Annotated in this window: 33 protein-coding genes and 1 riboswitch; of the genes, 15 read left to right on the plus strand and 18 right to left on the minus strand. The window is 63.8% G+C overall.

The features are described from left to right. Positions 1–22: 22 nt before the first annotated feature. The 5 genes from EAV90_RS15355 to EAV90_RS15375 are packed head-to-tail and all read right to left on the minus strand — an operon-like array spanning position 23 to position 4,956. Entirely contained in the window at positions 23–874 is an 852-nt protein-coding gene (locus EAV90_RS15355; protein ID WP_129143875.1) for an ABC transporter permease, read from the minus strand. Between the two features lie 2 nt (positions 875–876). Further along, a complete protein-coding gene (locus EAV90_RS15360; RefSeq protein ID WP_129143876.1) occupies positions 877–1,725 on the minus strand; it encodes an ABC transporter ATP-binding protein in 849 nt (282 codons plus the stop codon). Continuing rightward, positions 1,722–2,768 carry an ABC transporter substrate-binding protein gene (locus EAV90_RS15365; RefSeq protein WP_122404676.1) on the minus strand — a complete coding sequence of 349 codons (1,047 nt, stop codon included), beginning with the start codon at positions 2,766–2,768 and terminating at the stop codon, positions 1,722–1,724. The genes EAV90_RS15360 and EAV90_RS15365 overlap by 4 nt, the downstream gene beginning before the upstream one ends. A 41-nt stretch (positions 2,769–2,809) precedes the next feature. Next, positions 2,810–4,024, minus strand: a complete 1,215-nt coding sequence (locus tag EAV90_RS15370; protein ID WP_129143877.1) for a CaiB/BaiF CoA transferase family protein — start codon at positions 4,022–4,024, stop codon at positions 2,810–2,812. Continuing rightward, positions 4,021–4,956 (minus strand): hydroxymethylglutaryl-CoA lyase, encoded by a 936-nt coding sequence (locus tag EAV90_RS15375; RefSeq protein WP_129143878.1) that lies wholly within the window; start codon positions 4,954–4,956, stop codon positions 4,021–4,023. Before EAV90_RS15375 ends, EAV90_RS15370 begins: the two co-directional genes overlap by 4 nt. 90 nt (positions 4,957–5,046) lie before the next feature. On the opposite strand from EAV90_RS15375, the gene EAV90_RS15380 reads away from it, so the two are divergent. Continuing rightward, positions 5,047–5,955, plus strand: coding sequence for a GntR family transcriptional regulator (locus EAV90_RS15380; protein WP_245509530.1), 909 nt, complete (start codon positions 5,047–5,049; stop codon positions 5,953–5,955). A 138-nt stretch (positions 5,956–6,093) separates the two neighbouring features. Next, entirely contained in the window at positions 6,094–6,216 is a 123-nt protein-coding gene (locus EAV90_RS41245; protein WP_283810472.1) for a hypothetical protein, read from the plus strand. Here EAV90_RS41245 and EAV90_RS15390 read toward each other — a convergent pair. After that, positions 6,213–6,815 (minus strand): hypothetical protein, encoded by a 603-nt coding sequence (locus EAV90_RS15390; protein ID WP_122404679.1) that lies wholly within the window; start codon positions 6,813–6,815, stop codon positions 6,213–6,215. The two genes, EAV90_RS41245 and EAV90_RS15390, sit on opposite strands and share 4 nt — an antisense overlap. Positions 6,816–6,924: 109 nt before the next feature. On the opposite strand from EAV90_RS15390, the gene EAV90_RS15395 reads away from it, so the two are divergent. Together EAV90_RS15395 and EAV90_RS15400 are read left to right on the plus strand one after the other, a co-directional pair. Continuing rightward, positions 6,925–7,752, plus strand: coding sequence for a nucleotidyltransferase domain-containing protein (locus EAV90_RS15395; protein ID WP_129143879.1), 828 nt, complete (start codon positions 6,925–6,927; stop codon positions 7,750–7,752). Positions 7,753–7,768: 16 nt separating this feature from the next. After that, on the plus strand, positions 7,769–8,098 hold the full coding sequence (locus EAV90_RS15400) for an enoyl-CoA hydratase/isomerase family protein (RefSeq protein WP_245509531.1): 330 nt from the start codon (positions 7,769–7,771) through the stop codon (positions 8,096–8,098). Between the two features lie 90 nt (positions 8,099–8,188). Here the strand turns inward: EAV90_RS15400 and EAV90_RS15405 are convergent, their stop codons facing one another. Together EAV90_RS15405 and EAV90_RS15410 are read right to left on the minus strand one after the other, a co-directional pair. Further along, the gene (locus EAV90_RS15405; protein ID WP_129143880.1) at positions 8,189–8,824 is read right to left on the minus strand and encodes a hypothetical protein; all 636 of its coding nucleotides are present in this window, start codon (positions 8,822–8,824) and stop codon (positions 8,189–8,191) included. A gap of 175 nt (positions 8,825–8,999) precedes the next feature. Further along, positions 9,000–9,863 carry a DUF1194 domain-containing protein gene (locus EAV90_RS15410; RefSeq protein WP_122404682.1) on the minus strand — a complete coding sequence of 288 codons (864 nt, stop codon included), beginning with the start codon at positions 9,861–9,863 and terminating at the stop codon, positions 9,000–9,002. A gap of 266 nt (positions 9,864–10,129) precedes the next feature. Continuing rightward, positions 10,130–10,206, plus strand: a riboswitch (Fluoride riboswitch). Positions 10,207–10,320: 114 nt separating this feature from the next. Here EAV90_RS15410 and EAV90_RS15415 point away from each other — a divergent pair. From EAV90_RS15415 to clpS, 5 genes are read left to right on the plus strand one after another with little or no spacing between them, the layout of a single operon-like run. Next, positions 10,321–11,523 carry an MFS transporter gene (locus tag EAV90_RS15415; protein ID WP_164936950.1) on the plus strand — a complete coding sequence of 401 codons (1,203 nt, stop codon included), beginning with the start codon at positions 10,321–10,323 and terminating at the stop codon, positions 11,521–11,523. Between the two features lie 10 nt (positions 11,524–11,533). Beyond that, complete coding sequence (crcB, locus tag EAV90_RS15420; protein ID WP_122404685.1) at positions 11,534–11,932, plus strand: fluoride efflux transporter CrcB; 399 nt, start codon at positions 11,534–11,536, stop codon at positions 11,930–11,932. 6 nt (positions 11,933–11,938) lie between these two features. Continuing rightward, the gene (gene crcB / locus EAV90_RS15425; protein WP_129143882.1) at positions 11,939–12,370 is read left to right on the plus strand and encodes a fluoride efflux transporter CrcB; all 432 of its coding nucleotides are present in this window, start codon (positions 11,939–11,941) and stop codon (positions 12,368–12,370) included. Between the two features lie 2 nt (positions 12,371–12,372). Further along, positions 12,373–12,714: a DUF190 domain-containing protein gene (locus tag EAV90_RS15430; RefSeq protein WP_129143883.1), complete on the plus strand. Its 342-nt coding sequence runs from the start codon at positions 12,373–12,375 to the stop codon at positions 12,712–12,714. Positions 12,715–12,756: 42 nt separating this feature from the next. Then, positions 12,757–13,062 (plus strand): ATP-dependent Clp protease adapter ClpS, encoded by a 306-nt coding sequence (gene clpS / locus EAV90_RS15435; RefSeq protein WP_122404688.1) that lies wholly within the window; start codon positions 12,757–12,759, stop codon positions 13,060–13,062. 43 nt (positions 13,063–13,105) lie between these two features. Here clpS and EAV90_RS15440 read toward each other — a convergent pair whose 3' ends face one another. Genes EAV90_RS15440 through EAV90_RS15450 form a run of 3 tightly spaced genes read right to left on the minus strand, consistent with a single transcriptional unit; the run spans position 13,106 to position 15,103 of the window. Beyond that, positions 13,106–14,296 carry an adenylate/guanylate cyclase domain-containing protein gene (locus EAV90_RS15440; protein ID WP_129143884.1) on the minus strand — a complete coding sequence of 397 codons (1,191 nt, stop codon included), beginning with the start codon at positions 14,294–14,296 and terminating at the stop codon, positions 13,106–13,108. A 31-nt stretch (positions 14,297–14,327) separates the two neighbouring features. Then, positions 14,328–14,732: a hypothetical protein gene (locus tag EAV90_RS15445; RefSeq protein ID WP_122406807.1), complete on the minus strand. Its 405-nt coding sequence runs from the start codon at positions 14,730–14,732 to the stop codon at positions 14,328–14,330. Between the two features lie 29 nt (positions 14,733–14,761). Continuing rightward, positions 14,762–15,103, minus strand: a complete 342-nt coding sequence (locus tag EAV90_RS15450; protein ID WP_244608033.1) for an ester cyclase — start codon at positions 15,101–15,103, stop codon at positions 14,762–14,764. Between EAV90_RS15450 and EAV90_RS15455 the strand changes: the two genes are divergently transcribed. Continuing rightward, complete coding sequence (locus EAV90_RS15455; RefSeq protein ID WP_244607732.1) at positions 15,083–15,919, plus strand: TetR/AcrR family transcriptional regulator; 837 nt, start codon at positions 15,083–15,085, stop codon at positions 15,917–15,919. The two genes, EAV90_RS15450 and EAV90_RS15455, sit on opposite strands and share 21 nt — an antisense overlap. A gap of 29 nt (positions 15,920–15,948) precedes the next feature. Here EAV90_RS15455 and aroC read toward each other — a convergent pair whose 3' ends face one another. The 3 genes from aroC to fabI form a co-directional block, all read right to left on the minus strand. Further along, on the minus strand, positions 15,949–17,037 hold the full coding sequence (gene aroC / locus EAV90_RS15460) for a chorismate synthase (RefSeq protein WP_129143885.1): 1,089 nt from the start codon (positions 17,035–17,037) through the stop codon (positions 15,949–15,951). A gap of 139 nt (positions 17,038–17,176) precedes the next feature. Continuing rightward, a complete protein-coding gene (locus EAV90_RS15465; RefSeq protein WP_129143886.1) occupies positions 17,177–17,776 on the minus strand; it encodes a histidine phosphatase family protein in 600 nt (199 codons plus the stop codon). Positions 17,777–17,788: 12 nt separating this feature from the next. After that, the gene (gene fabI / locus EAV90_RS15470) at positions 17,789–18,604 is read right to left on the minus strand and encodes an enoyl-ACP reductase FabI (RefSeq protein ID WP_027554293.1); all 816 of its coding nucleotides are present in this window, start codon (positions 18,602–18,604) and stop codon (positions 17,789–17,791) included. 173 nt (positions 18,605–18,777) lie between these two features. Between fabI and EAV90_RS15475 the strand changes: the two genes are divergently transcribed. Both EAV90_RS15475 and EAV90_RS15480 read left to right on the plus strand, forming a co-directional pair. Then, entirely contained in the window at positions 18,778–19,266 is a 489-nt protein-coding gene (locus EAV90_RS15475) for a sigma-70 family RNA polymerase sigma factor (protein WP_027570971.1), read from the plus strand. 105 nt (positions 19,267–19,371) lie between these two features. Then, positions 19,372–20,142 (plus strand): anti-sigma factor family protein, encoded by a 771-nt coding sequence (locus tag EAV90_RS15480; RefSeq protein WP_129143887.1) that lies wholly within the window; start codon positions 19,372–19,374, stop codon positions 20,140–20,142. A gap of 398 nt (positions 20,143–20,540) precedes the next feature. Here EAV90_RS15480 and EAV90_RS15485 read toward each other — a convergent pair whose 3' ends face one another. Continuing rightward, a complete protein-coding gene (locus EAV90_RS15485; RefSeq protein ID WP_129143888.1) occupies positions 20,541–21,503 on the minus strand; it encodes a DnaJ C-terminal domain-containing protein in 963 nt (320 codons plus the stop codon). A gap of 104 nt (positions 21,504–21,607) precedes the next feature. Next, positions 21,608–22,015: an RT0821/Lpp0805 family surface protein gene (locus tag EAV90_RS15490; protein ID WP_162500392.1), complete on the minus strand. Its 408-nt coding sequence runs from the start codon at positions 22,013–22,015 to the stop codon at positions 21,608–21,610. 113 nt (positions 22,016–22,128) lie between these two features. On the opposite strand from EAV90_RS15490, the gene pdxH reads away from it, so the two are divergent. Next, a complete protein-coding gene (gene pdxH / locus EAV90_RS15495) occupies positions 22,129–22,770 on the plus strand; it encodes a pyridoxamine 5'-phosphate oxidase (RefSeq protein WP_122404696.1) in 642 nt (213 codons plus the stop codon). 50 nt (positions 22,771–22,820) lie between these two features. Continuing rightward, the gene (locus EAV90_RS15500) at positions 22,821–23,573 is read left to right on the plus strand and encodes an SDR family NAD(P)-dependent oxidoreductase (protein WP_122404697.1); all 753 of its coding nucleotides are present in this window, start codon (positions 22,821–22,823) and stop codon (positions 23,571–23,573) included. A gap of 152 nt (positions 23,574–23,725) precedes the next feature. Here the strand turns inward: EAV90_RS15500 and EAV90_RS15505 are convergent, their stop codons facing one another. Together EAV90_RS15505 and EAV90_RS15510 are read right to left on the minus strand one after the other, a co-directional pair. Further along, positions 23,726–23,944, minus strand: coding sequence for a hypothetical protein (locus EAV90_RS15505; RefSeq protein WP_122404698.1), 219 nt, complete (start codon positions 23,942–23,944; stop codon positions 23,726–23,728). Between the two features lie 206 nt (positions 23,945–24,150). Then, positions 24,151–25,128: a magnesium transporter CorA family protein gene (locus EAV90_RS15510; RefSeq protein ID WP_122404699.1), complete on the minus strand. Its 978-nt coding sequence runs from the start codon at positions 25,126–25,128 to the stop codon at positions 24,151–24,153. A 336-nt stretch (positions 25,129–25,464) separates the two neighbouring features. Between EAV90_RS15510 and EAV90_RS15515 the strand changes: the two genes are divergently transcribed. Beyond that, a complete protein-coding gene (locus EAV90_RS15515) occupies positions 25,465–26,151 on the plus strand; it encodes a L,D-transpeptidase (RefSeq protein WP_122404700.1) in 687 nt (228 codons plus the stop codon). Positions 26,152–26,271 lie beyond the last annotated feature (120 nt).

The raw sequence follows: 26,271 nt of genomic DNA on the forward strand, positions 1-26,271 counted from the left end.
GCACACTTTTCCGGATCATGCTCTACGCCGACGGCTCGAATTGCGGCTGCCATCGCAACAGGTAGGACTGCAGCGAGCGCACCGCGATCGCCAGCAGGATCCCGACGAACATCATGACGAAGATGGCGACCATCATCTCGCTGGCATTGGCGCGGGCCTCGGCCTCGATGATGAGCTTGCCGAGCCCGCGTTCGGCGCCGATGAATTCTCCGACGATGACGCCGATCAGCGCAAACGACACCGCCGGCAGCAGCGACGCAAACACCCAGGCGAGCGCGGAGGGAATCACGACCGTGCGCAGCACCGTGAATTCGCTGGCGCCGAGCAGACGGGCGGCGGCGATCTGATCGCGGTCGACCGCACGCGTTCCCTCAAAGGTGTTGAAGAACACCACGAAGAACACGACGAGCCATGCCGTCGCGATCTTGGAGAGATCGCCGAGGCCGAAGATCAGGATGACGAGGGGCACCAGCGCGATGCGCGGTATCGAGTTGAGCGCCACGATGTAGGGTCCGAACACGCGGGCAAGGAAGTCCGAACGGCCGAGGACCAGGCCGGCCGCGATGCCGCTCGCCCAGCCGAACAGAAAGCCCCACCAGGTGTTCTTCAGGGTGACGAGCGTCGCAAGCCACAGATTGTTGTCGCTACCCGTGATGCAGGCGGAAAAGCCGGCCGCGTCGGAGAAGCAGCCAAGCCGCAGAAAACTTTGCCAGATCAGCGATGGCCTGGCGACGAAATAGGGATCGAGGATCTTCGGCACGTAGGCCTTCGGCAGCAGCGCCCTGCTCCATTCGAAGCCCCACTGCCAGATGACGAGAATGGCTGCGAGAATGGCCAGTTGCCAGAGCAGGATGACGGTGCGGCTGTTGGACATGATCAGTCGGCCCTGGTGCGGCGGAATTCTTCGCCGAGGGAATGCCAGATGTGGGAATAGAGGCGGCCGAACTCGGCGGTCTCGCGCACGGCCACGGGATCGCGCGGGCGCGGGATGGCGACGTCGAAATCTTCCTTGAGACGCCCGGGCCGCGCCGACAGCAGGATGATGCGGCTCGCCAGCGTCAACGCTTCGCCGAGATCGTGCGTCACGAACAGCACGGTCTGCCGCTCGCGCTCCCAGATCTCCAGCAGCGTCTTGTGCATCTCGAGCTTGGTGTGGGTATCGAGCGCACCGAACGGCTCGTCCATGAGCAGGATCTCGGGCTCCAGGATCAGCGTGCGCATCAAGGCGACGCGCTGGCGCATGCCGCCGGACAGCATGCGCGGAAAGCTCTGCGCAAAGCCCGAGAGGCCGGCTTTCTCGACGGCCGAAGCAACGCGGCCTGCTCGCTCGGTCTTCGGCAGTCCCGCGATCTCCAGCCCATAACCGATGTTCTGCTCCACGGTTCGCCACGGGAACAGCGTATCGCGCTGGAAGACATAACCCACCCTGGGGTTGACCTTGCCGGTCTCCACCGTGTCCTCGTCGATCAGGATGCGCCCGCCCGAGCGCGGCAGCAGCCCCGCGACCATGTTGAGAATGGTGCTCTTGCCGCAGCCGGATGGACCGAGCAGCGCGACGAATTCGCCCTGCTTGACCTCGAAGGACACGTCATCCACCGCGACGAACTCGCGTCCGGACGCGTTGAAGCGCTTGGCAAGCCCCTGCACGGCAATGCGAGTGCGCGCCGCCGCTGCTGGAACGTCGCCGCGCGCGAGCGCGAGGCCCTGGCCTGGCGGGGCGATCATTTGTATTTCGCCCTGGCCGTCTGAAGGAAGCTCATGTCGACGACATCCTCGTACCTGGTCTCGGGAATGTCGGTCCCCTTGCGGTACCAGGGCTTGGCGCCGCGTTCGAACGAAGCCTTGTCGATGACGCCGTCATAGGCCCAGGTCGACTTGTCGAATCCGAGCTCGGCGCTGACCGCGTCCGGATCTATCCCTGAGAAATATTTCGGCGTGACCAGCGCCTGCACCTCCGCGAGCGGCGTTGCCTTCACAAAGGCCATGGCGCGATAGATCGCGTTGACATAGGCCTGCACCATCGCCTTGTCCTGCTCGACCGTGTCCTGGAGCGTGTAGATCACCAGCACGGGCAGCGTCCCGCCGAAATCCTTTTCAAACACGCCCGGCTTGGACGTGTCGTAGATCGTTTTGCCAAAGCCCTTTTTCTCGACCTCGACGATCCAGCTCGGCGGCGCCATGATGGCGTCGAACTGCTTGGTCTGCAGCGAAGGGAACATCGTGTTGGGCCCGCCGCCTGCGACCCAGTTCACCTTGCTGCTCAGCCCGCGCGCCTCGAACACATAAGTGCCGAACACCCAGGTGCCGGATCCGATGGCGGTCGCGGCGACGATCGGCTTGGCGCCATCCGCGCGCTTATAGTCCGCGAGCTTCTCGACCGAATTGATGCCGCTGTCATAGAGGTCCTGCCGGACCATGATGTTGGCGTAGGAGCATACCATCTCGGTCGCGAGCAGGATCTTGCACGGCTTCCCGCGCGCACCGAGCTGAAGTGGATGGCTGGCGTCACCGTGGGCGAACAGCGCCTGCCCTGCCGCCAACGTCTGGCGGCCGAATGTGCCGGCATTGCCGGTAACGAGCTTGGAATCGAGCCCTTCGTCCTTGAAGTACCCCTTCAGCTCCGCGATCATGCCGATGGCGTAGACCGGCGACACCGGCCCGAAGGCGAGCGAGACCTGCTTGGCCTCGGCGCGCAGCTGCCCCGGCAGCAGCGATGCGCCGGCCCATGCTGAGCCCGCGATCAGCGCCTGGCGCCTTGTCATGCTCATGTGCTCCTCCTCCCTTGGTTCTGCTCGATCGCGCCGATCGGTCAGGGCGGCGCGACCTTGACCGTCCCTGCTTGTCGCAGTGCTTCGATCTCATTCGGCGACATGCCGATCTCGCTCAGGATCTCACTGCTATGTTCGCCGATCCCGGGAGGATCGTAGCGGTTGGGCAGGCGCCTTCCATCCATGGAAATCGGCAATAGCGGCGTCTTGGCCTCGCGACCGTCGGGAAGCCGAATGTCGGTCAGGCCACCCGAACGGTTGAGATGCGGATCCTCGAAGAGATCGCCGGGCTTGTTCACCGGTGCATAAGGCAGATCGAGCTGCTCGAGGCGCGTGGCGAGATCGGCCTTGTCCCATTGCTCGAAAATCTTCGCGATCTCGGGGATCAGCCAGCTGCGATGATCGACGCGGTCGTTGCTCGTCGCAAAGCGCGGATCAGAGAGCCAGGCTTCGCGATCGAAGGCGCGGCAGAACGCTTCCCATTGCTCTTCACCGACGATGGTGACGAACAGTTTAGAGCCGTCCCGGGTGTCGAAGAGATCGTAGACCGGCCACGGGCTATCCTTGATCGAATACGGGATCGAGGGCTGACCGCTGACCACCTCGCACATCATGGCCTGCGCCATCAGGAACACGTTGTTCTCGTACAGCGCACTCTGGATGTAGCGGCCGCGGCCGGTGCGCTGCCGCTCGGCCAGCGCGGCCTGGATCGCGATCACGCCGAACATTCCGCCCATGACATCGTTGACCGAGGCGCCGGCGCGCATGGGACGGTCGGGCAAGCCGGTCATATAGGCGAGGCCGCCCATCATCTGCACGACTTCGTCGAGCGCCAGGCGGTTCTCGTACGGGCCGGGCAGATAGCCCTTGAGCGAGCAATAGATCAGGCGTGGTGCAAAGGCCGCGACACTCTCGTAGTCGAGGCCGATCCGCTTCAACAGGCCCGGCCGGAAGTTCTCGATCAGGACGTCGCTGTTCTCGATCAGCCTGCGCGCCACGTCCTGACCTTCCGCAGTCGACGTATCCAGCGCGATGCTGCGCTTGTTGCGGCTGTAGGTCGCAAAGAAGCCGGCGGCGGGCCCTTTGAAGGTGCGGGTGCGGTCCCCCTTGGGCGGCTCGACCTTGATCACGTCGGCGCCGAGATCGGCGAGGATCAGGCCGCAGCTCGGCCCCATCACCATCTGGCTGAACTCGATCACCCGAATGCCCGCCAGCGGACGAAGCTCCGATGCGGTCTCACGCGCAGCCATGGTCATGCCGCGCTCCGCAGGACCTTGGGAACACCGGCCTCGTGCAGATGCCCGGTCAAATGTTTTGCCGGGATATGGCGGGCGAGAATCTCGCGCGTCTGCATCAGGCGATCGAGGTCGATGCCGGTCGAAAGTCCCATGCGCTCCAGCATGAACACCAGATCCTCGGTGACGATGTTGCCGCGCGCGCCGGGAGCAAAGGGACAGCCACCGAGGCCGGACACTGCGGCATCGAAGCGGCGAATGCCCGCTTCGAGGCCGGCGACGGCATTGGCAAGGCCGGCCCCGAGCGTATCGTGCAGATGCAGCCGCAGCGTCATTTGTGACCCGACCTCGCGCTGTACGCCAGCAACGATCTGCCGGATCGATTTCGGCGTCGCATAGCCGACGGTGTCGGCAAGCCCGATCTCATCGGCTTGGGCTTCAGCAAAACCGCGTGCCACACGGCATACGGCCGATTCGCTCACCTCACCTTCCAGCGAGCAACCGAAGGAGGTGGAGATCGCGCCCATCAAGAACGGCCGCTGATCCGCTGGCCGGGCGTCGATCGCGGCGCGGACCGCGCGAAATCCCTCGATCTGCTCTTCTATCGTGCGGCGCACGTTGGCGCGATTGTGCGTTTCGCTCGCCGAGATGACGAAATAGACGGCGTTGACGCCGGCCGCGATGGCGCGCTCGGCGCCCTTCTGGTTCGGCACCAGCGCGCCGATGGTCGCCGATTTGTGCGTGAGCGCATGCGCCATCACCACGTCGACGTCGGCGAATTGCGGCACGACCTTCGCCGGGACAAAGGAGCCGGCATCGATCTCGCGTACGCCCGCAGCGGCGATCGTGTCGATCAACGCGCATTTGGCTTCGGTCGGAACGAAGGTGTCCAGGTTCTGGAGACCATCGCGGGGAGCGACCTCGCAAATGTGGACATCGGGCGTGCTCGCCATCTGGGCTCTCCCCTGATAGATTGTATATTATTGCATAAAAGAACAATCCGTGGGACAGTCTGTCAAGCCCTAAAGCTTGCGTGCACTGCAATGATCGCATCCGATAGTTCCCGACAGCGCAACGAGAAGAACGGTTCCGAGCGCGCCGAACATCTCGCCGGCCTGATCATGGCGCTCGCCCGCCGCGAGGGCATGAAAGCCGGCGACCGCCTGATCGAACAACGGCTTGCGGACGCGCTGGACCTTTCACGCGCGCCGATCCGGCTCGGCCTGAAGGCCCTGGAAGCGGCGGGGCTAGCGCGCGGCGAACCGCATCGCGGCTTCGTGCTGGCCAAGAATCCCACCAGCGGCGCCGCCCAGCCGGCGCTCGCGGCCGTCAGGCGCAACGAGCAGGTATATGCGACCATTGCAGGCGATGTGCTCGCGAGCCGACTCCCGGCCAACGTCACGGAGGCTGAGCTGATGCGCCGCTACGGTCTGAGCCGGGCCGAGCTGCAGCGGCTGCTCGACCGCATCGCCGCCGAGGGCTGGATCGCACGCCTGCCCGGCTATGGCTGGCGCTTCGCGGAGACGGTCTCGAGTCCCGAAGCTCAAGCGCAGGCCAAGGCCTTTCGCGCGGTGATCGAGCCGGCGGCGATCTTGCTGCCCGGCTTTGCGCTGCCGCAGGAGGTGATCATTCGCTTGCGCGAACGCCAACAGCGCGTCTTCGACGGCGAACTCGAGAAGATGACGATCGGCGAGATCTTTCACTCCGGCTGCGAATTCCATGAAGAGATCGTCCGTGGCGCCGGCAATCCATTCTTCCTCGAAGCGCTCAAGCGCGTGAACTCGATCAGGCGCCTGTTCGCCTATCGCAGCTTCACCGATCGCGATGGCATGCGGCGCCATGTGCGCGAGCATCTGCGCCTGCTCGACGTTCTGGAAACCCGACGCTACGCCAAGGCGGCGGACCTGATGGCCAGGCACTTGCAACGCCCGCTGGTGGCGGGCGTGTCGTGATGCTCAAACCGAAATTACCTGGCACGCTGTCATGAGCCGAAGGTCGCGGCGATCCTGACAATCGAACGCGCCGCGATCGCTGGGGTCGCCAACTATGCGCTCGAGGGCAACTCGGCGCAAATGCGCGACAAAGCATTCATGCGCGAGCTCGTCAGCTGGATCCGCTTCAACGAGGCGGAGGCGCTCGCGCGCGCTTTGGGTCTATTTCGGAGCACGATCTTTTTGGAAAACTGCTTCACACTTTTCCGGATCATGCTCTAGCGCCGCAAGCCGCCCAGCGCCGGAGACTCGCCGGGCAGCATCGAGGAGTTGATGTCGCTGTCCATGCGGCCCGATTGCTGCTGGGTATAGCCGACCCCGAACGACAGGCTGAGGTTGGAGGTCGGCTTGAATTCGACACCCGCAAACCCGCCATAGCCGGGCGAAGCGCTGGAGGTGAGCGGCGCCAGTGAGCTGCCGATGCCGTTGCCGAACTTCAGTGTCTCGAAACCGGCGAAGAACGTGACGGGCATGCCGCCGGCCGTCTTGATGTTGTAGCCGAACTGCGTGCTGTCATAGGACAGCGCGCTGAAATTGCCGGCCGAACCGGCCTGATTGAAGCCGCTCGAGCCAAAATTGCCGCGCTCGCTGCCGACGAAGAAACCGTTCGCATAGCTGGTACGCCAAGCCGCATCGCCGGCGTTGAAGCTCGGAAAATTGCCATAGTGGAAATCGGAGCTCTGGCCGGCGCCTCCACCGAGGCCGAAGGGCCCGCCGGGTATCCAATATCTCAGCGGCGCGACTTGCGCATGAACCAGCTCTCCGCCGAGACAGAGCACCGCGAGAGCTGCAAGGAGAGATGAACGTGCAAGGTTGAACATTCAGATAACCGTCGAGAATTTCGCAAATTATACTCCTCGACCATCGTCAAAGCCAGCAGAGTGACCGTGCCGGCGTCGCGGCCGCAGGTATTCCGGGGAACCGCATCTGATGCCGCCTGATCCCTTGCTCACCCGCCTGACATTCGCTCTTGCCGACGTACCGGGCGTTCAGGCTGTCGTGCTCGGCGGCTCGCGCGCGCGGGGCAGTGCACACGCCGCGTCGGACTACGATATCGGCCTCTATTTCAAGACGGCGATTCCGCTGGACACCGAACGGGTGCTGGCCGCCGCGAAGGACATTGCTGACGATCCCGCCACTACGACCGTGACGCCGGTCGGAGAATGGGGTCAGTGGATCGTCGGCGGCGCCTGGCTTTCGGTGGAGGGCCGCAAGGTCGACCTGCTCTACCGTGACGCCGACGCGGTCGAGGCCGTCATGGAATCCTGCTGCGCCGGGGTGGTCACCATGGACTACCAGCCCGGCCATCCGCACGGCTTCTGCTCGGCGATCTGGATGGGCGAGATCGCGTATTGTCAGCCTCTGCACGATCCTAACGGCGTGATCGCCCGGCTCAAATCAATCGCGCTGCCCTATCCGCCGGCGCTGCGTGCGGCGTTGATCCGGCGCTTCCAGTGGGAAATCTCGTTCGGTGTCGAGAATGCGGAGCCTGCGGCAGCGCGCGGCGAGCAGACTCATGTCGTGGGATGCCTCTACAGGTCGCTCGCCTGCATCGCACAGATCCTGTTCGCACTAAACGAACGCTATCTCATCAACGAAAAGGGCGCGCTTCAGGAGGCCGCCCGCCTGCCGTTGACGATCCCGCATCTGGCACAGCAGACCAACGAGGTCTGGCGGCTGATCGGCACCGGCGCCTTGGCGCCGGCCTGCGAGATCTTGCGCAGGATCGACCGGCAGTTGAAGCTGCTGACATCTTGAAAGCATGGAGAACCCGGTGACATCCGATAGTCCCGTCACTTACGAGCGCGCAGGCAACATCGCCCGCATCATCCCGGCGATCCACTATGCGCATCTGCCGCGCATCGTCGGACGTCACCGCGCCTTCGAGCTGCTGTTCACCGGCCGCGTCTTCAGCGCCATGGAAGCGCGCGAGCTCGGCGTGGTGAACCGCGTCGTCGGCGATGCGGAGCTTGAGCCCGAGGTGGTGAAGCTCGCCGCACAGTTCGCAGAAAAAATCGGCCGCCGTGCTGCGGATGGGCCGGGCCGCCTTCATGCGCCAGATCGATCTCGATTACCGGCGCAGCATTGCAAGCGCGGTGGATGATTTCTGCAATGTCGCGACGTCGGACGAGGCGCAGGAGGGCCTGAAGGCGTTCGTGGAGAAGCGGCCGCCGAAATGGTGAGGACGGCAGCCTCAGGCGGTCTTGTCGACGGAGGACGACGAATCCGCCGGCGGATATTTCGTCACCGGGACCATGAATGATTTCGAGCCGACCTGATAGATGACCTTGCCGTTCTGTCCGTCGTCGGTCGCGATCTGCGTCTGCCCGAACATGATGACGTTCTTGTAGACGATGCCGGTGCCCTGGCGGGTGACACCGTCGGTGGTGACGCTGACCTGCGCTTCCTTGCCGTTGACCGAGAGCACCTTGAAGCTGGCGCTCTTGCCGTTGTCGGGGGAATAGCCGCCCCAGCTTCCCATGAGGCGGCTGTCAGAAGCCGGCGGGTCCTGCTTCTCGAGATTGGCGGCCTGCTTGCCAGCGCCCCCGAACGAGAACAGCAGCACCATGTTCTTGCCGTCCTTGGTGCCGACCGTGACCCCGCCAAAGGTGATGAGCGTCCCCTTGACCTCGCCAAAGCCGCGTTCGGTGTGGCCGTTATGGGTGTACTCGACCTGCGCCCGGGACCCGCGGATGTTCACGACCTTGAAGCCGACGGGCTGGTTGTTGCCCACCCAATTGCCCTTCCAGTCACCGATCAGCGCGCTCTGGTGATACAGCCGCTCGTTGGCGGGAGAAATCTGGCTGGTGCTCGAGGTGACGATGGCCATTGGATTGCTCGGTGGACGGGTGCGATGACCCCGCTCTCATTCGCGCGTCCGACAGCAAAGTCAAAACAGCGATCGGAAACGAACTGAATCGACCGGATTAGGGCCATGTACCGGTTAACGAGCGGTTAAATTCAACCGCCGGGCGAGATGAGGCGAAACGTCCCAACGGGTTGCGCTAACGTCCCCAGCGATCCGACCAGATCTTCTCGCCAATCAGGCAGTTGACGCGCGGCTCCTTGTCGGCAACGCGCATCACGGGACGCTCCGGCGTGCGGCCGGCGACTTCCATCAGCAGCTTGGTGCGGATCGCTTCCTTGAACTTGTCGCGGTCCTTGATCGGGATGACAAAGGAGCCGGGACCTCCGATGACGCAGTCTTCGTAATAGAAATCGAGATTGTCGATATCCATCGTCGAATAGGACGGTTCCTTGACCATGATCGGCAGGCCGTTGATGATAATGCCCTTCTCGAGCGCGGCATCGCGCGCCACGGTGACCGGACCGCCATTGTTGTTGGGACCGTCGCCGGAAATGTCGATGACACGGCGCAAGCCCCGATAGGGATCTTCGTCGAACAGCGGCATCGCGAAGGCGATTGCGCCGGAGATCGAGGTGCGCGACGCGCGCCGGATCGGCGTCTTCATGATCTCGGCGGCGACCGCGTCCGCCGTCTCAGGTCCGTCGATCAGCCGCCAGGGAATGATGACTTTCTGGTCGCTGGAGGCGGCCCACTCGAAATAGGTCACCGCGATGCGGCCGTTCGGGCCGAGCTTCAGCGCCTGCAGGAACTCCTTCGACTGGATTGCCTGCGCATAGCCCTCGCGCTGGATCGCGAGCTCGTCCATGTCCATGGAGTAGGACACATCGACCGCGAGGATCAGCTCGATATCGACCGTCTGCGCGTCCTTGTCGGCCGCAAGCCGCTGCGGTTGATTCTTGGACGATTCGAATTTGGGTCCTGGTGCCGCGATGCCCGCGACTTCCCCCCCGGCTATGATGCCGGCCACCAGCACAGCCCCGATCGAGAACAGCAAACGCATCGCAGTCTCCCGTCGTATGACGCGATGGTGACATGCAATCGGCTTGCCGCAAAGGCCGAAGATCGCTTCCGCTTCACATTCGAGTTAAGGAATTGGCGCGCGTCACGCAAAGCTGCCGCCATGTTGCCGCGCTTGCGTCACCGGAACACGCGCGATCTCGCGGGCTGTCATTCCTGGACTCGCAAAGCGAGAACCCGCAATGACGGTGCCAGTGGAGACACGCACCCCGCCCACTTGTCCGGCACGATTTCCATGCTAGGGTTGGCTGCACAGATGGGGATGGAGTCCCCCGACAACCGCCCGGCGGTCGATGACCTCGTGGGCTGATGACTCCTGCTTGAGGAGAGGCAATCTTTGGGCCTCTGCCTTTGGCGGGAGCATGGACATACCCGCCGATGGCGGGTTTTTTGTTGCCTGGTGGCGAGGGCCAGGAGAGGGAGAAGGCAAAGACGTGACGATGACGACATCGAAGGCTGCACGCGCCACGCTGCCCAGGGGGATTTGGGTGCTCGGCTTCGTCTCGATGCTGATGGACATCTCCTCCGAGATGATCCACGCGCTGCTGCCGGTCTATCTCGTCACCGTGCTTGGTGCTTCCACGCTCACCGTCGGCTTCATCGAGGGCATCGCGGAGGCGACCGCCTCGATCACGAAAATCTTCTCCGGTGCATTGTCGGACTGGCTCGGACGCCGCAAGCTGCTCGCCGCGCTCGGCTATGGGCTTGCCGCTTTCACCAAGCCGCTGTTCCCACTCGCGCCCAGCGTCGGATGGCTGGTCGCTGCGCGCTTCATCGATCGTGTCGGCAAGGGCATTCGCGGCGCGCCGCGCGATGCGCTGATCGCCGATATCGCCCCCGTCGGCCTGCGCGGCGCGAGCTTTGGCCTGCGGCAATCGCTCGACACCGTCGGCGCGTTCGTCGGACCGCTCGTGGCGATCGGCCTGATGTGGAGGACGGCTGATAATTTTGCCCTCGTGTTCTGGGTGGCGGTGCTGCCGGCATTCCTGTCCTTTGGCTTGATCGCGTTCGCGGTGGACGAGCCGGAGCCGGATCCGAGCCGGAAACCTGCAGAAAACCCGCTCAATCTCGCCGCGATGCAGCAGCTCGGAAGGGTCTATTGGCGTGTCGTGGCGGTCGGAATCGTCTTCACGCTCGCACGCTTCAGCGAGGCCTTCTTGATCCTGCGCGCACAGAACATCGGGCTCAATGCGATGTGGGTCCCGGCGGTCCTGGTGCTGATGAACATCGTCTATGCCCTGTCGGCCTATCCGGCCGGCGTGCTGTCGGACCGGATCAACCGGACCGGCCTGCTCGCGTTCGGCCTCGTTTTCCTCGCCGGCGCCGACCTTGCGCTGGCGCTGCTGCCGAATTTGGCCGGCCTTGCGCTCGGCATCGTGCTGTGGGGCCTGCATATGGGATTGACGCAAGGGCTGCTCTCCGCGCTCGTCGCGGATGCGGCGCCGCCGGATCTGCGCGGCACCGCGTTCGGCTATTTCAACCTGTTCACCGGGCTTGCCTTGCTGGCCGCGAGCGTGATCGCAGGCGCCTTGTGGGACGCCTATGGTCCGGTAGGAACGTTCCTTGCGGGGCTCGGCTTCGCGCTGGTCTCGCTGGTGGGGCTGCTCGCCGTCGGCAAGAATCTGGCGGTGGGGGAGAAGTGATGACGGGGGGCTGTTCATCTTGCTGAGCGGAGCAATTGCGATCGTGATCGGCAGCGCGCTGGGCGGCTGCGCGCGCTATTTCGTCTCCGGTGCGATCGCGCGGCGGCTGGGCGAAACGTTTCCGTGGGGCACCATGACCATCAACGTCACGGGCGCCTTCCTGATCGGTGTTTTTGGCGCACTGGCGGCGCATCCGGGCTCGGTCTTCGCATCACCCACACCATGGCTGTTCGCGGTAACAGGGTTTCTCGGCTGCTACACCACGGTGTCCTCGTTCAGCTTGCAAACGCTGACGCTCGCGCGTGGCGGCGAGCCGCTCTCGGCGCTCGGCAATGTCGCCGCCTCGGTCGGGCTGTGCCTCGCCGCCGTCAGCTGCGGCTTCCTCCTTGCGGATCGTCTGGGAGGCTAGAGGCTGATGAGCCCCCCTTCCCCTTTTGCCGAACGCTGGCGCAGCTTCGTGCTCTATGCCTGGGTTGCTGCCGGCAGCATCGTCGGCGGGGTGACGCGCTATCTTGTGGGGCTCGCGCTCGATACCGGCCCCGGCTTTCCCTTCGCGACGCTCTTCATCAACGCGACGGGATCACTGATCATCGGCTTCTACGCCACGCTGACCGGCCCCGACGGACGCGTGCTGGCGCGGCCTGAGCACCGGCAGTTCGTCATGACCGGCTTTTGCGGCGGCTACACCACGTTTTCGACCTTCAGCCTGGAAACTTTCCGCCTGTTTCACGCCGGCATGAAATGGACAGCGCTCTCTTACATCACGGCGTCCGTCATCTGCTGGCTGGTATCGGTCTGGGCAGGCCATATGATGGCAAGACGCTATAGCCGCTTGGCAAGGAGCTGACCATGCAAATCCCCGATCAGGCTGTTTTATTGCGCATCTTCATCGGCGAGAGCGATCATTTCGACGGCAAGCCGCTGCATGAAGCGATCGTGATGACCGCGCGCGAACGGCACCTCGCCGGCGCCACCGTGCTGCGTGGTCCCATGGGCTTCGGCAAGTCCAGCCGGCTGCACACCTCGAAGATCCTGCGGCTGTCGGAAGACCTGCCGCTGTTGATCGAGATCGTCGACAGCGAGGATAACATCAACGCATTCCTGCCCATCCTGGACGGCATGATGTCGAGCGGGCTGATCACCTTGGAGAAGGTGCAGGTCCTGCAATATGGTGCGAAAGCCGCAGGCTGATCGCCCGGCAGGGAACCCAAGCCGCCGTGTCCAGGAGGCGGAATGAACGACGCCGTCACCAAGCCGAAAACCAGGACGAAGACCAAGGTCGAGCGGCCGCGGCTGCACAAGGTCATCCTGATCAACGACGACTACACCCCGCGCGAATTCGTCACCATGGTGTTGAAGGCCGAATTCCGCATGACCGAGGATCAGGCCTACAAGGTGATGATTACCGCCCACAAGCTTGGCGCCTGCGTCGTCGCCGTGTTCACCAAGGACGTCGCCGAGACCAAGGCCACGCGCGCCACCGACGCCGGCCGCGCCAAGGGCTATCCGCTGCTGTTCACGACGGAGCCGGAAGAGTAGCGCTTCGTCTTGCGACAATGAACGACATTCAGCTCATTGCACGTCAAGCCATCACCACCGGCGTTTCCTCGGCGAGCCCATAAACGCGCTGCGCCTTGGAAAATCCCGCGATCGGAAATTCGCCGAGCTCGCGCCAGTCGTGGCGGCAGACATTGGCAAAACCTTCCGAGGCGACGACAGTCCGCCCCAGGCGACCCGTGATCTTCTCCAGCCGTGCCGCGAGATTGACGGCGGGGCCGATGCAGGTGAAATCGAGGCGATTGCCGCCGCCGATATTGCCATAGAGAATGTTGCCGACATGCAGTGCGACGCCGAAGCGGAAGCGCTCGACGACCTCGCCGACAGGAAAGGCGAGCGCCTCGACGCTGGCGCGGGACTCGCGCGCTGCCTCCAGCACCCGCGCGCAGACATGCGCGGCATCGCCGACATATTCGTCGATCGGAAACACCGCGAGCAGGCCGTCGCCCATGAATTTCAGCACCTCACCGCCATGGCCGCGGATCGCGGTGACCTGGCAATCGAAATATTGGTTGAGGATCTCGACCACGGTCTCGGCCGGCAGCCGGTCCGACAGTGCGGTGAAGCCGCGCAGATCCGAAAGCCAGATCACCGCCTGCATGGTGTCAGTGTGACCGCGGCGGATCTGGCCGCCGAGAATGCGCGCGCCGGCGCGGTTGCCGACATAGGTGTCGAGCAGCATCTCGGCGGTTCGGCGCAGGCTGATGATCTCGCTGACGCGCGCGAGCGGCGCTATGATGCTTCGGATCGCCGCGATGTCATCGTCGCTGAATCCGCCGGGATCCTGCGTGACCCAGCTCGTCGCGTGGATGGAGCCATCGAGAAAAGGCACCGGCACGGCAACATAGTCAGTCGCGCCTTCGGCGCGCATGTCCTCGATGAACGGGAATCGCTTGCTGTCGGGATCGTTCACCCGTCCCCTGACCTCCAGCCCCTGCTGAAACACGATGCGGAGCGGACTGCGGGCGAATTCGGGGGCATCCAGAATGTCGAAATCGACACTGCCGATTTCGACCTCCTCACCCTGCCGCCAGATGAAGTTGCGGCCGAAGATCTCCGGATGCAGCGTGCGGATGAAGATGCCGAACCGCCACAGCGGCAGGCCGGCGGCGACCATACGTTCGCAGAAATCTGCGATCATCGCGGCCGGCTCCACCGACGACCGGGCGCCGTCGATCAGCCACTTGGAGATGCGCTGGAGCTCGGAACTTTCCATGAGCCCATTTGCCGACGGACGACGGGCCGCGTCAAGCCGATCTCGCCGCGCGGCTGTCCGTGCCGATGCGAGTGATGACAAGCCATGCGAACAGCAGCACGCTCAATCCAACGACAATGGATGCGGCGCCGAGTACGGGCTCGGCGGCCTTGATGCCCCAGAGTTTGAGCAGCAGCGCGCCGAGCATCACGGGAACACCGACATTGTGCATCCAGAATTGCGCGCCGGCGGCGCGTCCCGTCGCGACCGAGGGATAGGCCTTGGCTGTCAGCCCGAATAACGCCATCGAGACCCACCCGAGCAGGTTGATATGGGCGTGGAGCGGGAACAGCGAATGGTCGCCGGACGCGCCCATCACGACGCCGAGGATGACCCCGGCGGCGAAATAGATGGCCGCCAGCCGGAGCCAGGCGCGGGCACACGGATTGTCGGTCATGATGTCCTCCTCGATGATCGATCTCCTGCTCATGCGGCCTGCGGTGCGTTGAGCTGGTTGAGGATCGCCGCGAAATCTAGCCAGACGTTTTCGCGCTTGATCTGCCCGTCGGGCGCCATGTCGAACACGTGCAGCAGGCGAAAGCTCAGCTTGCGTCCGTGGCCAGGAATCCCGAACGGCGCGCCGGGCGCCGTTCCTTCCCACAGGCTCTCGTCGACCACGAAATCCGGCCCGTAGTAACGTCGCAGCGTGGTGACCTTTTCGCCGGAAAGGTCGGCGAACAAAGCGTCGTAGAAGCCGCGCGCCGCGGTCTTTCCGTGGACCGGGCCGGTGGGATATCCGACGACGTCATGCTCGACGTCATCGACCATCGTGCTCAACACGCCATCAACGTCGTCTTCGGCCTCAAAATGAAAGTGGCGGTCGATCATGCGATCAAAGGTTTTCTTCAATTCGTCGTTCATCGGTTTCCCTTTGCTGGGACAATTCGCTATAGTGAGACAAAGTCCCTTAATAAGACACGTGTCTCACATATGCCCGACAGGAAGTCAAGCCGGAGCGCGCATCGGACTCAGATCGAGACCGATAGCCGCGCAAACCAGAAGCGCCGCACACGCCAGGCCCTGATCGACGCCGCGATGGCGTTTCGCGACGAAGGACGCAACCCGACATTTGCCGAAGTGGCAGAGCGCGCGCTGGTCTCGCGCGCCACCGCCTATCGTTATTTCTCTTCGCTCGAAGCCCTGATCAGCGAGACGGCAACAGAACGCGGGCTTGTGGCCCTGGAGCGCATCTGGCGGCCCGGCGATGATCCGATTGACGGCATCTCGCGTGCATCACGCGAAATGATGAAGCTGATGTTGAGCGACGAAGTCGGTCTGCATGTGATGGAGCGCTCGTTCATGGCCGTGTGGCTCGACAACGATCCGGGCGCACGGCCGCCACGGCCCGGCCGGCGGATGAAATTCATCCTGCCAATCGTCGAGTCGCTGAAGGGGGAACTGTCATCCGCCGCACGCCGACGCCTCGCCCACGCGCTATCGATGGTGATGGGCAGCGAGGCCGCGCTGGCGATACGCGACATCGGCGGCGCCAGCGTCGAAGAGGCACTCGCTGCCGCCGCCTGGGCGGCACAGGCGCTTGTCAATCAGGCCCGGATCGATGCTGCGGAAGCGCGGCGCAAATAGGAGCGCGTATTTCCAAGGAGCGCTCTAAATCAGCGCCCGACCTGCCCGCGGTCGCGCAGGAAATGATCCGCCAGCACGCAGGCCATCATGGCTTCACCGACGGGGACGGCACGGATGCCGACGCAGGGGTCATGGCGGCCCTTGGTGAAGATTTCGGTATCGGTGCCCTGCCGATCGACGGTGAGACGCGGCTGCAGGATCGACGAGGTCGGCTTCACCGCGAAACGCACCACCACCGGCTGTCCGGTGGAGATACCGCCAAGGACTCCGCCGGCATGGTTGGACAGAAAGCGCGTGCCGTCATTGCCGGTGCGCATCTCGTCGGCGTTCTCCTCGCCGGTGAGCTCGGCGGCGCCGAAGCCGGCGCCGATCTCGACGCCCTTGACGGCGTTGATGGTCATCATCGCAGCCGCGAGATCGGAATCGAGCTTGGCGTAGATCGGCGCGCCAAGACCTGCCGGCACGCCTTCGGCGACGACCTCGATCACGGCACCGATCGAGGAGCCGCTCTTGCGGATGCCGTCGAGATACGTCTCGAAGAACGCGGCCTTGTCCTTGTCGGGACAGAAGAACGGATTCTTGGCGATCTCGTCCCAGTCCCACTTGTCGCGGTCGATCTTGTGCGGGCCGATCTGCACCAGCGCGCCCCGCACCTTCACGGCGGGCAGCACTTTTCGCGCGATCGCGCCGGCGGCAACGCGCATCGCGGTCTCGCGCGCGGAGGAGCGCCCGCCGCCGCGATAGTCGCGCAGGCCGTATTTGGCCTCATAGGTGAAGTCGGCATGACCGGGACGAAACTTGTCCTTGATCTCGGAATAGTCCTTCGAGCGCTGGTCGGTGTTCTCGATCAGGAGCCCGATCGGGGTCCCCGTCGTCACCTGCACGCCGGTCTCCGGATGCGCCATGACGCCGGACAGGATTTTCACCTGGTCCGGCTCCTGGCGCTGGGTGGTGAAGCGCGACTGTCCGGGCCGGCGGCGGTCGAGGTCCTTCTGGATGTCGGCCTCGGTGAGCGGAATCATGGGCGGGCAGCCGTCGACCACGCAGCCGATCGCCATCCCGTGGCTCTCGCCGAAGGTGGTGACGCGGAACATATGGCCGAAGGTGTTGAAGGACATTCGAACTGCCGCCTCGCGTTGACGTTTTACATAAACGTTGCTTGTCAACGTTCGTAGCCCTGAGGGGCATGGCGTTCAACCCCGTTCCCGTCATTCCGGGGCGCCCGAAGGGCGAACCCGGAATGACGAAAACTCAGGCTTAACTAAACTTCTCCAGCCTCCGGTCGCGGAACACGTAGACGGCGCCCTGCTCGATATAGAGCTCGGCGGCGCTGGCGGGGGTCTCGATGCCCAAGGCCACCATCAGGGCGCGGCAGGTACCGCCATGGGCGACCGCGACGGTATCGACCAGAAGCGAGTCGTACCAGTCGAGCATGCGGAGCTGCACGGCCGCATAGGTCTCGCCGCCGCTTGGCGCCACCGTCCACTTGTCAGCAAGGCGCCTTGCATAGACATCGGGATCTGAGGCCTCGCTTTCCGCCAGCGTCAGCCCCTCCCAGACACCATAACCGATCTCGCGCAGGCGGTCGTCGAGGGAATAATCGGCGGCCGGTAGCGCGAGCTTTCCGCGCAAAAGCTCCATGGTCTGACGCGCACGTCCGAGCGGGCTCGACACATAGGGCAGGGCCGCTCTGTCCTTGCCCTCGCGCTTGAACAGATCGGCCAGAACGCCGGCAGCATGCACCGCCTGACTGCGGCCGCGTGCGTTCAGCGGGACGTCCCTGGTGCCCTGGAGCCGGCCGAGCGCGTTCCATTCGGTCTCGCCGTGGCGAAGGAAGTAGATCGTGGGCACCGGCATGTCGGCTGAACGTTAATCCTTGCCACCCAGCGCGATATCGGGTGCGTCCGGGCGCTTCATGCCCAGCACATGATAGCCGGAATCGACATGATGCACCTCGCCGGTGACGCCGCGCGAGAGGTCGGAGAGGAAATACAGCGCGCTGCCGCCGACGTCCTCGGTCGAGACGTTGCGCCGCATCGGCGCGTTATATTCGTTCCACTTCAGGATGTAGCGGAAATCGCCGATGCCGGAGGCGGCGAGCGTCTTGATGGGGCCTGCCGAGATCGCGTTGACGCGGATGTTCTTCTCGCCGAGATCGGCGGCGAGATAACGCACGCTGGCTTCCAGCGCCGCCTTGGCCACGCCCATCACGTTGTAATGCGGCATCCATTTCTCGGCGCCGTAATAGGAGAGCGTGATCAGCGAGCCGCCATCCGTCATCAGCTTCTCGGCGCGCTGCGCCACGGCGGTGAACGAATAGCAGGAGATCAGCATCGACTTCGAAAAGTTCTCCTGAGTGGTGTCGACGTAGCGGCCGTCGAGCTGCTCGCCATAGGCGATCGCATGCACCAGGAAATCGATCTTGCCCCACTTCTCCTTCAGCACCGCGAAGGCGGCATCGATGGTCGCGGCATCCGTGACGTCGCAATGGCCGAGCACGAGACCACCGATCTCGGCGGCAAGCGGCTCGACGCGCTTCTTCAGCGCATCGCCCTGATAGGTGAAGGCGAGTTCGGCACCGGCGGCGTGGCATGCCTTGGCGATGCCCCAGGCGATCGAGCGGTTGTTGGCAACGCCGAGGATCACCCCGCGCTTGCCTTGCATCAGACCTGAATTCTGCGCCATTTTTGAACGTCCCGTCGAGCTCTCGTTGAGGTCTGGAGGTACACCAGCCCTCCCCTGCGGTACAGCCCTAATCCGCGGCGTTAACGCTGTTTCGAGTGCCGGAATAGCCGTTCCGCTCGGGTGTTATGATGGTTGAGGCGCTCGCGCCGAACGCCAGGAACGTCAAGACCTCAATGAATGCGTTTCGCCAGAGTGTGGAAGCCATGATCCCGGCGTTGCGCCGCTATGCCCGTGCGCTGACGCGCGATGCGGATGCGGCCGACGATCTGGTGCAGGACACGTTGGTACGGGCGCTGCGTTCCGAGCGGCTGTTTCTCGGGGGCGACGTCAGGAGCTGGCTCTATACGATCCTGACCAACCTCAACAAGAACCGGCGGCGCTCGCTGGCAAGGCGCCCGCAATTCATGCCGCTGACGGAGAACAATCCGGATGCCAGCGGGACCGAGGCCGAAGGACGCGACATCGAGAAGGCGCTGGCGACGCTCGTCGAGGAACAGCGTTCGGTGCTGCTGCTGGTGATGCTGGAAGGCATGAGCTATCGCGAGGTCGCCGACATCCAGGGCGTGCCGATCGGCACCGTGATGTCGCGCCTGGCGCGCGCCAGGGCCCACGTCAAAGCCTCGCTGGAGGGCGAGCGCCCGGCGCTCAGGCGGGTGAAATGAGGACAGGGTGATGCATCGCGTTTCGCGCGCCCGCAGACTGCAGAGGACGCGAGCGAAGTTGAGCCACGAACGATTTTTTGGGCCGCAGAGCCAGAGACGACCGATATGAACGACCGCAAGATCCCAGTGACCGAGGACGAACTGCACGCCTATGTCGATGGCGAGCTGCCGGCCGAGCGCCGCGCCGACGTCGAGGCCTTTCTTGCCGCCCATCCCGACGAGGCCGAGCGCGTGCAGTCCTGGCGTGCCATGGCTGAGATGCTGCACGCCCGCTACGATTCCGTCGCCCAGGAACCGGTGCCGGCGCGCCTGGAATTGGAGCGGCTGGAGCGCCGCCCGTGGCAATGGCTCTATGGCGCCGCCGCGGCCGTGCTGGTTGCTTTCGTCGCCGGCGGCACGGCCGGTTGGGTCGCGCATGGTGCTGCCAATGCGCCCTCAACCTTCCAGAGCTTTACGGCGGACGCGCTCGACGCCCATCGGCTCTATGTCGTCGAGGTCCGCCACCCCGTCGAGGTCGGCGGCAACGAGCGCGACCACTTGCAGGCCTGGCTGACCCGGCGTTGCGGCTGGACCGTGTTCGCTCCGAATTTGGAGGCGAGCGGGCTGAAGCTGGTTGGCGGCCGGCTCTTGCCGGGACCGAACGGCCCAGCGTCGTTCCTGATGTATGAGGGTGCCTCGGGCGAGCGGTACACGATCTACTCCGCCAAGACCGAGAATGGTGCAACGCAAATGCGCTACGCCAAAACGGACAAGGACGGCGCGCTGTTCTGGGCCGACCGCGGCGTCGGCTACGTCGTCAGCGGCAGCAGTGACCGCGACCGGCTGACCAGGGTGGCACAGGCCGTCTACGACCAGGCGGAGAAAAACGGCACCTGAGCAACCGCATGAGCATGGTGCCCAGATTCCGTCATCGAAAATTTGGAATCAGGACATCGACGCGTCTCATTATCGCACCGGGTGTTCACGCGATTATGAGTGGCGTTCGATCCGCCGATCGACGCAGGCGGCCTCGATTGGGGTTTTTGGTACCGCGCTGGTCCCCCTCTCGAGGCCGCACCTTTGTCGGCTGCCCCGCCGGACAGCCGACACGTCTCAAATGTCAGCGTCGAAGCGCAATGCGCGCTTCAGCCGTATGTTGAGCATCATCCTTTAAGAGAATGCTCCGATCGTCGAGGTGGCCTCGGAATGGCGGCTTCTTGTCGTTTGCGCATGACCTCTTCGGAAGACCGCTGCGCACTTTCGCGCTAGCGCGGCCCTCCGGGTCCGGATCATGCTTAGCCGAGCCCACTCCGCGGATTGTAGGGATGTTGGTCCCGCCACCTCTCCATCAATGCCTCGAGCTCGGCGTCGTTCCCGTCTGGTAGCATAATCCTGATGGTCACCAAGAGATCCCCGGTTCCACCGGCTTTCGGCAGGCCCTTGCCCTTGAGGCGAAAGGTCCGGCCGCTGGAGGTGTTCTTGGGGACCGAGAGCTCGACGGCATTGCCGAGGGTGGGCACGCGGACCTTGCCGCCGAGCACCGCCTCGTAAAGCGTGACCGGCAGGTCGATCTTGAGGTCGGCACCCTCGACCTTGAAGAACGGGTGCGGCGCGATGTTGATCGTGATCAGGAGATCGCCGGGCGGATGGCCTGGCGCGCTCTCGCCCTGCCCCCGGAGCCGAATCTGCTGGCCTTCGGCGACGCCAGCGGGAATCTTGACGTTGAGCTCCTTGCCCGTCGGCAACCGGATGCGCTTCTCGCCACCCTTGGCCGACTCCTCCAGCGAGACGGACATGGCCACGTTGACATCGAGATCGAGCCCGATGCCGCCGGTGTCGAACTCGAACTGTGCGCCGCCGCCGGCCCCCGGCCGCGCGCCCCGCATCCCGCCGCCGAACATGCTGTTGAGAATATCCTCGAACGCGCCGCCGCCCGGGCCGCCCGCACCGCCGCTCCGGAACGTATAGCTCTCGAACCCGCCGGGGCCCGCGCGGCCGCGTGGGCCGCCGCCACCCGGAAAGCCCTGGAAGCGCGGCTTGCCCTCGGCGTCGATCTCACCGCGATCGAACTGCTTGCGCTTGTCCTCGTCGCCGAGGATCTCGTTGGCCGAGTTGATCTCGGCAAAGCGCTCGGCGGCCTTCGGGTCACCCTTGTTGCTGTCGGGATGGTGCTTCTTGGCCAGCTTGCGATAGGCGCTCTTGATGGCGGCAGCGTTGGCGCTCCGCGGCACCCCCAAGACCTCGTAGGGGTCGCGCATTCGTCACGTCTCCTTCAAGAAATCGAATTGTTAAGGGCTCCCCACCCCACCTGCCGTTCATGTGGGAAGAGAGTGGCATTTTTGCAACTCAGCTTGCGCTGAACCTAGTTCCGCCACGGCTTTAGCGTACGAATCTCCCAACGGCCACGGCTGCTTTGGCAACCGGCGCCCTGGAGCCAGCTTTCAGTGCGGCCATTGACGTAGCTTGCCAGGAAATCGCGGCATTTGCGGCCGTCCTCGGCGGCATAGGACTGCGCGATCGGTGTCACCGAGCCGCGGGCCCCGGTCTCCGGATTCTCCCAGTGCTGGCTGGAATCCTTGTCGCCCTTGCTCAGGACGTCGGAGGCTGCGTTGCGGGTGAAGGCGAGATCGGTCTCGGTCGGCGGGGCATCCTTCGCCGGCCGTGCGATCGAGCCGGTGAGATCGCCGTCATCGGCTTTGGCATAGGCGCTGCTGTCGTTGCGGGAAAAGCTGCAGCCGCCGGTGCCAACCCCGATCAGAATCATCGTCATGACGAAGCCGGACGGCCGGATCGCCGATAGGCCAACGCGTCCCCATGCCCTATATAGGGCGGTAGCGGACAACAACGCGTTTTGGGCCGCGGGACGCAACTCGGACTCCAGACATGACCGACACGACCTCGATGAAACACCAGACACCCTTAACATCCGGTGATTTCACCGCTGCCGATGAGCCATTTGCGCTGTTCGAGGCTTGGCTGAACGAGGCGATCAAGAGCGAGCCGAACGATCCGAACGCCATGGCGCTCGCAACCGTCGACCCTGACGGGCTGCCTGATGTGCGCATGGTGCTGATGAAGGGCTTCGATGCCGATGGTTTCGTCTTCTACAGCCACATCGCCAGCCAGAAGGGCCGCGAGCTCGCCGCAAATCCTAAGGCAGCATTACTTTTTCACTGGAAGTCGCTGCGCCGTCAGGTCCGCATCCGCGGCAACGTGACGCCGGTGACCGACGCGGAGGCCGACGCCTATTTCGCGACGCGCCCCAAGCAGGCGCAGATCGGCGCCTGGGCGAGCAAGCAGTCGCAAGAGCTGGAGAGCCGCTTCGCCTTCGAACAAGCCATCGCCAAGGTTGCGGCCAAATACGTCATCGGCGAAGTGCCGCGGCCGCCGGGCTGGAGCGGCTGGCGCATCACGCCCTTGCGTATCGAGTTCTGGCACGACCGCCCGTTTCGGCTCCACGACCGCATCGAATTTCGCCGTGACGCCGCCGGTCAGAAATGGTCCAAGACGCGGATGTATCCTTGAGCCTCATCTTGAATCTTGTCTCGAGCTTTGGGCCAACCTGAAAGATGTCCATGCCGCATTCGTCCAATGCACCGCGTCGTACGCTGCTTCTGACCGGAGCCAGCCGCGGCATCGGCCACGCCACGGTGATCCGCTTTTCCTCGGCGGGCTGGCGCGTCATCACCTGCTCGCGGCATCCTTTCCCGGAGGACTGTCCGTGGGACGCCGGCCCTGAGGACCACATCCAGGTCGACCTCGGCGACCCCGGGGACACCTTGCGCGCAATCAGCGAAATCCGCCGCCGGCTCGAAGGTGGCACGCTGCATGCGCTGGTCAATAACGCCGCGATCTCGCCCAAGGGCCCCGGTGGCTCCCGACTCGGCTCGGTCGACACCGATCTCGACACCTGGACGCATGTCTTCCACGTCAACTTCTTCGCGCCGATCATGATGGCGCGCGGGCTGATCGAGGAATTGAAGGCGGCAAAGGGCTCGGTGGTGAACGTCACCTCGATCGCGGGCTCGCGCGTGCACCCCTTCGCCGGCGCCGCCTATGCCACCTCGAAGGCGGCACTCGCCGCGCTGACGCGCGAGATGGCCTCCGACTTCGGCCGCGTCGGCGTGCGTGTCAACGCGATCGCGCCGGGCGAGATCGACACCTCGATCCTGTCGCCGGGCACCGAGAAGATCGTCGAGCAGCAGATCCCGATGCACCGCCTCGGCACGCCCGACGAGGTCGCAAAAATCATCTACGTGCTGTGCACGGATACTTCGTCCTACGTCAACGGCGCCGAGATCCACATCAACGGCGGCCAGCACGTGTGACGGTGAGCGTCGTTCCGGGGCAGTGCGAAGCATCGAACCCGGAATGACGGATGAATTGATCAACTGATTTCGCCGTAGCTTGAATTGGGAAGCAAGGCGATCCAGACAACGCCGCCGCAAGATCTGGATCGCCTGCCCTTATCTTCCGTTCCTCAATCGATTCGAATCCGACGTGACCGATCGCGCAGCCTGGGGGCTGCGGCATTGAATGCAGTCGAGCAGTCGTCGTCGTTCTCACCATCGAGCAGCGGAGCACCACAGTGCCGGCACATGCGTGCCGACATCGACGGCGCCTTGCCGCTCGCCAGGACCTGACGATAGTTCGCCAGATCGATGACGTTGCGGGGCGACGTTATGTGTTTTTCAACCATGGCTGTTCCTCGCGGCTACGCACTGCTTATCGCAGACAAGTTTCGCGCAAACGTTCAGCCCACCGCTCAAATTTTACCGGAGGAATTGCGGCACGACGCACACATCACCGCGTCGCCGCAATCCCGATCTATTCTGCGACACGATTCACCGTGTCTCAGCGAGCAGCGTAAGGTCTCGGTAGGTATCTTTGCTCGAGCCCGGCAACCTACAGCCACTTCTTCCACTTGAAGATCCAGTACGGAACGATGGCGGCGAGCAGCATCATCACCAGCGCCATCGGATAGCCGTGCACCCATTCGAGTTCCGGCATCACCTTGAAATTCATGCCGTAGATCGAGGCGATCAGCGTCGGCGGCATCAGGACAACTGCCATGACCGAAAACAGCTTGATGATGTTGTTCTGCTCGAGATTGACGACGCCGAGCATGGCATCGAGCACGAAGGTGATCTTGTTGGACAGATAGGAGGCGTGGTCGGTCAGCGAGGCGACGTCGCGCTGCATGGTCTTGAGCTGCTCGCGCATGTCCTTCGACCATTTCACGCCCTCGACGACCGCGGACAGGAACGTCACGACGCGGCCGATCGACACCAGACTCTCGCGAACCTTCGAGGTCAAGTCGCCCTTGCGGCCGATCGAGATCAAGATCTGGGAATATCGCTTTGCCTGCCCATGGCGCTCGCTCTCGGGCTCGAAGATGTCGTGCGAGACCTGATCGATCTCGGTGCCGCAACGCTCCAGAATGTCGGCGCAGCGGTCGATCACGGCGTCGAGCAGTTCCATCAGCACCATCTCGCCGGTGATGGAAGGCGTGCAGGAGCGAGCCAGCTTGGCCTCGACCAGGGCGAACGGCTTCGGCAGGTCGTAGCGCACCGTCACCAGGCGGTGGTCGCCGAGGATGAAGGTCACCGCCGTGGTCCGGGGCATGTCGGTATCGGAGTGGCACATCAGGGTCGCTGTCATGTAGCGCGCGCCGTTCTCCATATAGAGGCGGCTGGAGATCTCGATCTCCTGCATGTCTTCCCGGGTCGGGATGGCGATGCCCGCGAGCCGCTCCACCGCCTTGTCCTCGGCCGCGCTCGGATTGACGAGGTCGATCCAGACGGCGTTCTCCGGCACCGCCGCAAGATCCTCGATGACAGCCTTCTTGAGGGCGGACTCGGAGGGAACAAACACCGCAAACATCAAAAGCTCCAGAGAACCTGCGACAGAATGACAGCCCTTAGCGCGATTCTGACAGGTTCACGATGACAACAACATTAACGGAGCGTTTGCATTTGTGGCGACCCCGGGGCTCAACTGTGGCACGGAATCGACAGCCTGGCGCGTCTGGCCAAAAAACCTTCACAACACCCCCAAATTTGCGGCAGAAAAGCCACAGCTGAGGTCTTGCAGCGCGGGAAAAAGGCTTCAGCGCTGGAATTGTGGCAGATTTCGACGATAATGAGATTAACGGAGTCGAGGAACTTGGGCGCTAAGCTCAGGCCTTCCGCACGGTATTGTTTTGATTGGAACCAAACCATGTCGTCGCTGAAAGTTAAGTTGGGGATTTTGGCCGCTGGCCTGATGCTGTCGGGCTGCATGCAGGCCACGCACTATGAAGCGACCGACACCAAGGCCTTTAAGCCAAAGGACAAGGAACTCCTGGCCAAGGTCCGGTACGAAAACACCCCCGTCGCAGAGCCGTTCCGCCGCGCCATCGTAGAATACCACCGCAAGGAAGCCCCGGGCTCGATCGTGGTCGATTCCGACAATCACTACCTCTATTACGTGCTGGAGGGCGGCAAAGCGATCCGTTACGGCATCACGGTCGGCGAAGAGGCCATGGCTTGGTCAGGCATCGCCAAGGTTGGCAGCATGACCGAATGGCCGGCCTGGCATCCGACGCCCGGTGAGATTGCACGCTTGGGCGTGCCGACCTATGTCGCCCCGGGTCCGGACAATCCGATGGGGTCCCGCGCGATGTATCTCTATTCGGGCGGCAAGGACACGCTGTTCCGCATCCACGGCACCAACCAGCCGGAATACATCGGCGCCTCGATCTCGTCAGGCTGCATCCGCCTGACCAATGAGGACGCAATCGACCTCTATAACCGGGTCAAGGTCGGCACCATCGTCGTGGTGCTCGAGCCCAAGCATGGCGACTCGCCGTACAACTCGCGGCTGGCGCTCGGCACCAGCCAAACCGGCCAAGCGGGCAGCTACTGATCGCCTCCGAGCCCTAAAGCATGATCCGGAAAAGTGCGAAGCGGTTTTCCGGAAAGATCATGCGTAAACAACAAGCTAAAGCGCGATGACGATTCATCCAAATCTCATCGCGCTTTAGAC

The organism is Bradyrhizobium vignae (assembly GCF_004114425.1).
In the GTDB taxonomy this organism is placed as follows: Bacteria; Pseudomonadota; Alphaproteobacteria; order Rhizobiales; family Xanthobacteraceae; genus Bradyrhizobium; species Bradyrhizobium vignae.

Coding starts and splice junctions, on each gene's coding strand:
- EAV90_RS15405 (WP_129143880.1), bottom strand. CDS start 8,824: ATGGCCATCGTCACCTCGAGCACCAGCCAGATTTCTCCCGCCAACGAG.
- EAV90_RS15390 (WP_122404679.1), bottom strand. CDS start 6,815: ATGTTCAACCTTGCACGTTCATCTCTCCTTGCAGCTCTCGCGGTGCTC.
- EAV90_RS15395 (WP_129143879.1), top strand. CDS start 6,925: ATGCCGCCTGATCCCTTGCTCACCCGCCTGACATTCGCTCTTGCCGAC.
- EAV90_RS15475 (WP_027570971.1), top strand. CDS start 18,778: ATGAATGCGTTTCGCCAGAGTGTGGAAGCCATGATCCCGGCGTTGCGC.
- EAV90_RS15465 (WP_129143886.1), bottom strand. CDS start 17,776: ATGCCGGTGCCCACGATCTACTTCCTTCGCCACGGCGAGACCGAATGG.
- EAV90_RS15415 (WP_164936950.1), top strand. CDS start 10,321: ATGACGACATCGAAGGCTGCACGCGCCACGCTGCCCAGGGGGATTTGG.
- EAV90_RS15450 (WP_244608033.1), bottom strand. CDS start 15,103: ATGGTCGATGACGTCGAGCATGACGTCGTCGGATATCCCACCGGCCCG.
- EAV90_RS15355 (WP_129143875.1), bottom strand. CDS start 874: ATGTCCAACAGCCGCACCGTCATCCTGCTCTGGCAACTGGCCATTCTC.
- EAV90_RS15360 (WP_129143876.1), bottom strand. CDS start 1,725: ATGATCGCCCCGCCAGGCCAGGGCCTCGCGCTCGCGCGCGGCGACGTT.
- clpS (WP_122404688.1), top strand. CDS start 12,757: ATGAACGACGCCGTCACCAAGCCGAAAACCAGGACGAAGACCAAGGTC.
- EAV90_RS15445 (WP_122406807.1), bottom strand. CDS start 14,732: ATGACCGACAATCCGTGTGCCCGCGCCTGGCTCCGGCTGGCGGCCATC.
- EAV90_RS15380 (WP_245509530.1), top strand. CDS start 5,047: ATGATCGCATCCGATAGTTCCCGACAGCGCAACGAGAAGAACGGTTCC.
- EAV90_RS15490 (WP_162500392.1), bottom strand. CDS start 22,015: ATGACGATGATTCTGATCGGGGTTGGCACCGGCGGCTGCAGCTTTTCC.
- EAV90_RS15370 (WP_129143877.1), bottom strand. CDS start 4,024: ATGACCATGGCTGCGCGTGAGACCGCATCGGAGCTTCGTCCGCTGGCG.
- EAV90_RS15375 (WP_129143878.1), bottom strand. CDS start 4,956: ATGGCGAGCACGCCCGATGTCCACATTTGCGAGGTCGCTCCCCGCGAT.
- EAV90_RS15480 (WP_129143887.1), top strand. CDS start 19,372: ATGAACGACCGCAAGATCCCAGTGACCGAGGACGAACTGCACGCCTAT.
- EAV90_RS15505 (WP_122404698.1), bottom strand. CDS start 23,944: ATGGTTGAAAAACACATAACGTCGCCCCGCAACGTCATCGATCTGGCG.
- EAV90_RS15455 (WP_244607732.1), top strand. CDS start 15,083: ATGCTCGACGTCATCGACCATCGTGCTCAACACGCCATCAACGTCGTC.
- EAV90_RS15430 (WP_129143883.1), top strand. CDS start 12,373: ATGCAAATCCCCGATCAGGCTGTTTTATTGCGCATCTTCATCGGCGAG.
- crcB (WP_129143882.1), top strand. CDS start 11,939: ATGAGCCCCCCTTCCCCTTTTGCCGAACGCTGGCGCAGCTTCGTGCTC.
- EAV90_RS15515 (WP_122404700.1), top strand. CDS start 25,465: ATGTCGTCGCTGAAAGTTAAGTTGGGGATTTTGGCCGCTGGCCTGATG.
- EAV90_RS15485 (WP_129143888.1), bottom strand. CDS start 21,503: ATGCGCGACCCCTACGAGGTCTTGGGGGTGCCGCGGAGCGCCAACGCT.
- EAV90_RS15440 (WP_129143884.1), bottom strand. CDS start 14,296: ATGGAAAGTTCCGAGCTCCAGCGCATCTCCAAGTGGCTGATCGACGGC.
- EAV90_RS15500 (WP_122404697.1), top strand. CDS start 22,821: ATGCCGCATTCGTCCAATGCACCGCGTCGTACGCTGCTTCTGACCGGA.
- pdxH (WP_122404696.1), top strand. CDS start 22,129: ATGACCGACACGACCTCGATGAAACACCAGACACCCTTAACATCCGGT.
- EAV90_RS15510 (WP_122404699.1), bottom strand. CDS start 25,128: ATGTTTGCGGTGTTTGTTCCCTCCGAGTCCGCCCTCAAGAAGGCTGTC.
- EAV90_RS15410 (WP_122404682.1), bottom strand. CDS start 9,863: ATGCGTTTGCTGTTCTCGATCGGGGCTGTGCTGGTGGCCGGCATCATA.
- EAV90_RS15365 (WP_122404676.1), bottom strand. CDS start 2,768: ATGAGCATGACAAGGCGCCAGGCGCTGATCGCGGGCTCAGCATGGGCC.
- aroC (WP_129143885.1), bottom strand. CDS start 17,037: ATGTCCTTCAACACCTTCGGCCATATGTTCCGCGTCACCACCTTCGGC.
- fabI (WP_027554293.1), bottom strand. CDS start 18,604: ATGGCGCAGAATTCAGGTCTGATGCAAGGCAAGCGCGGGGTGATCCTC.
- EAV90_RS41245 (WP_283810472.1), top strand. CDS start 6,094: ATGCGCGAGCTCGTCAGCTGGATCCGCTTCAACGAGGCGGAGGCGCTC.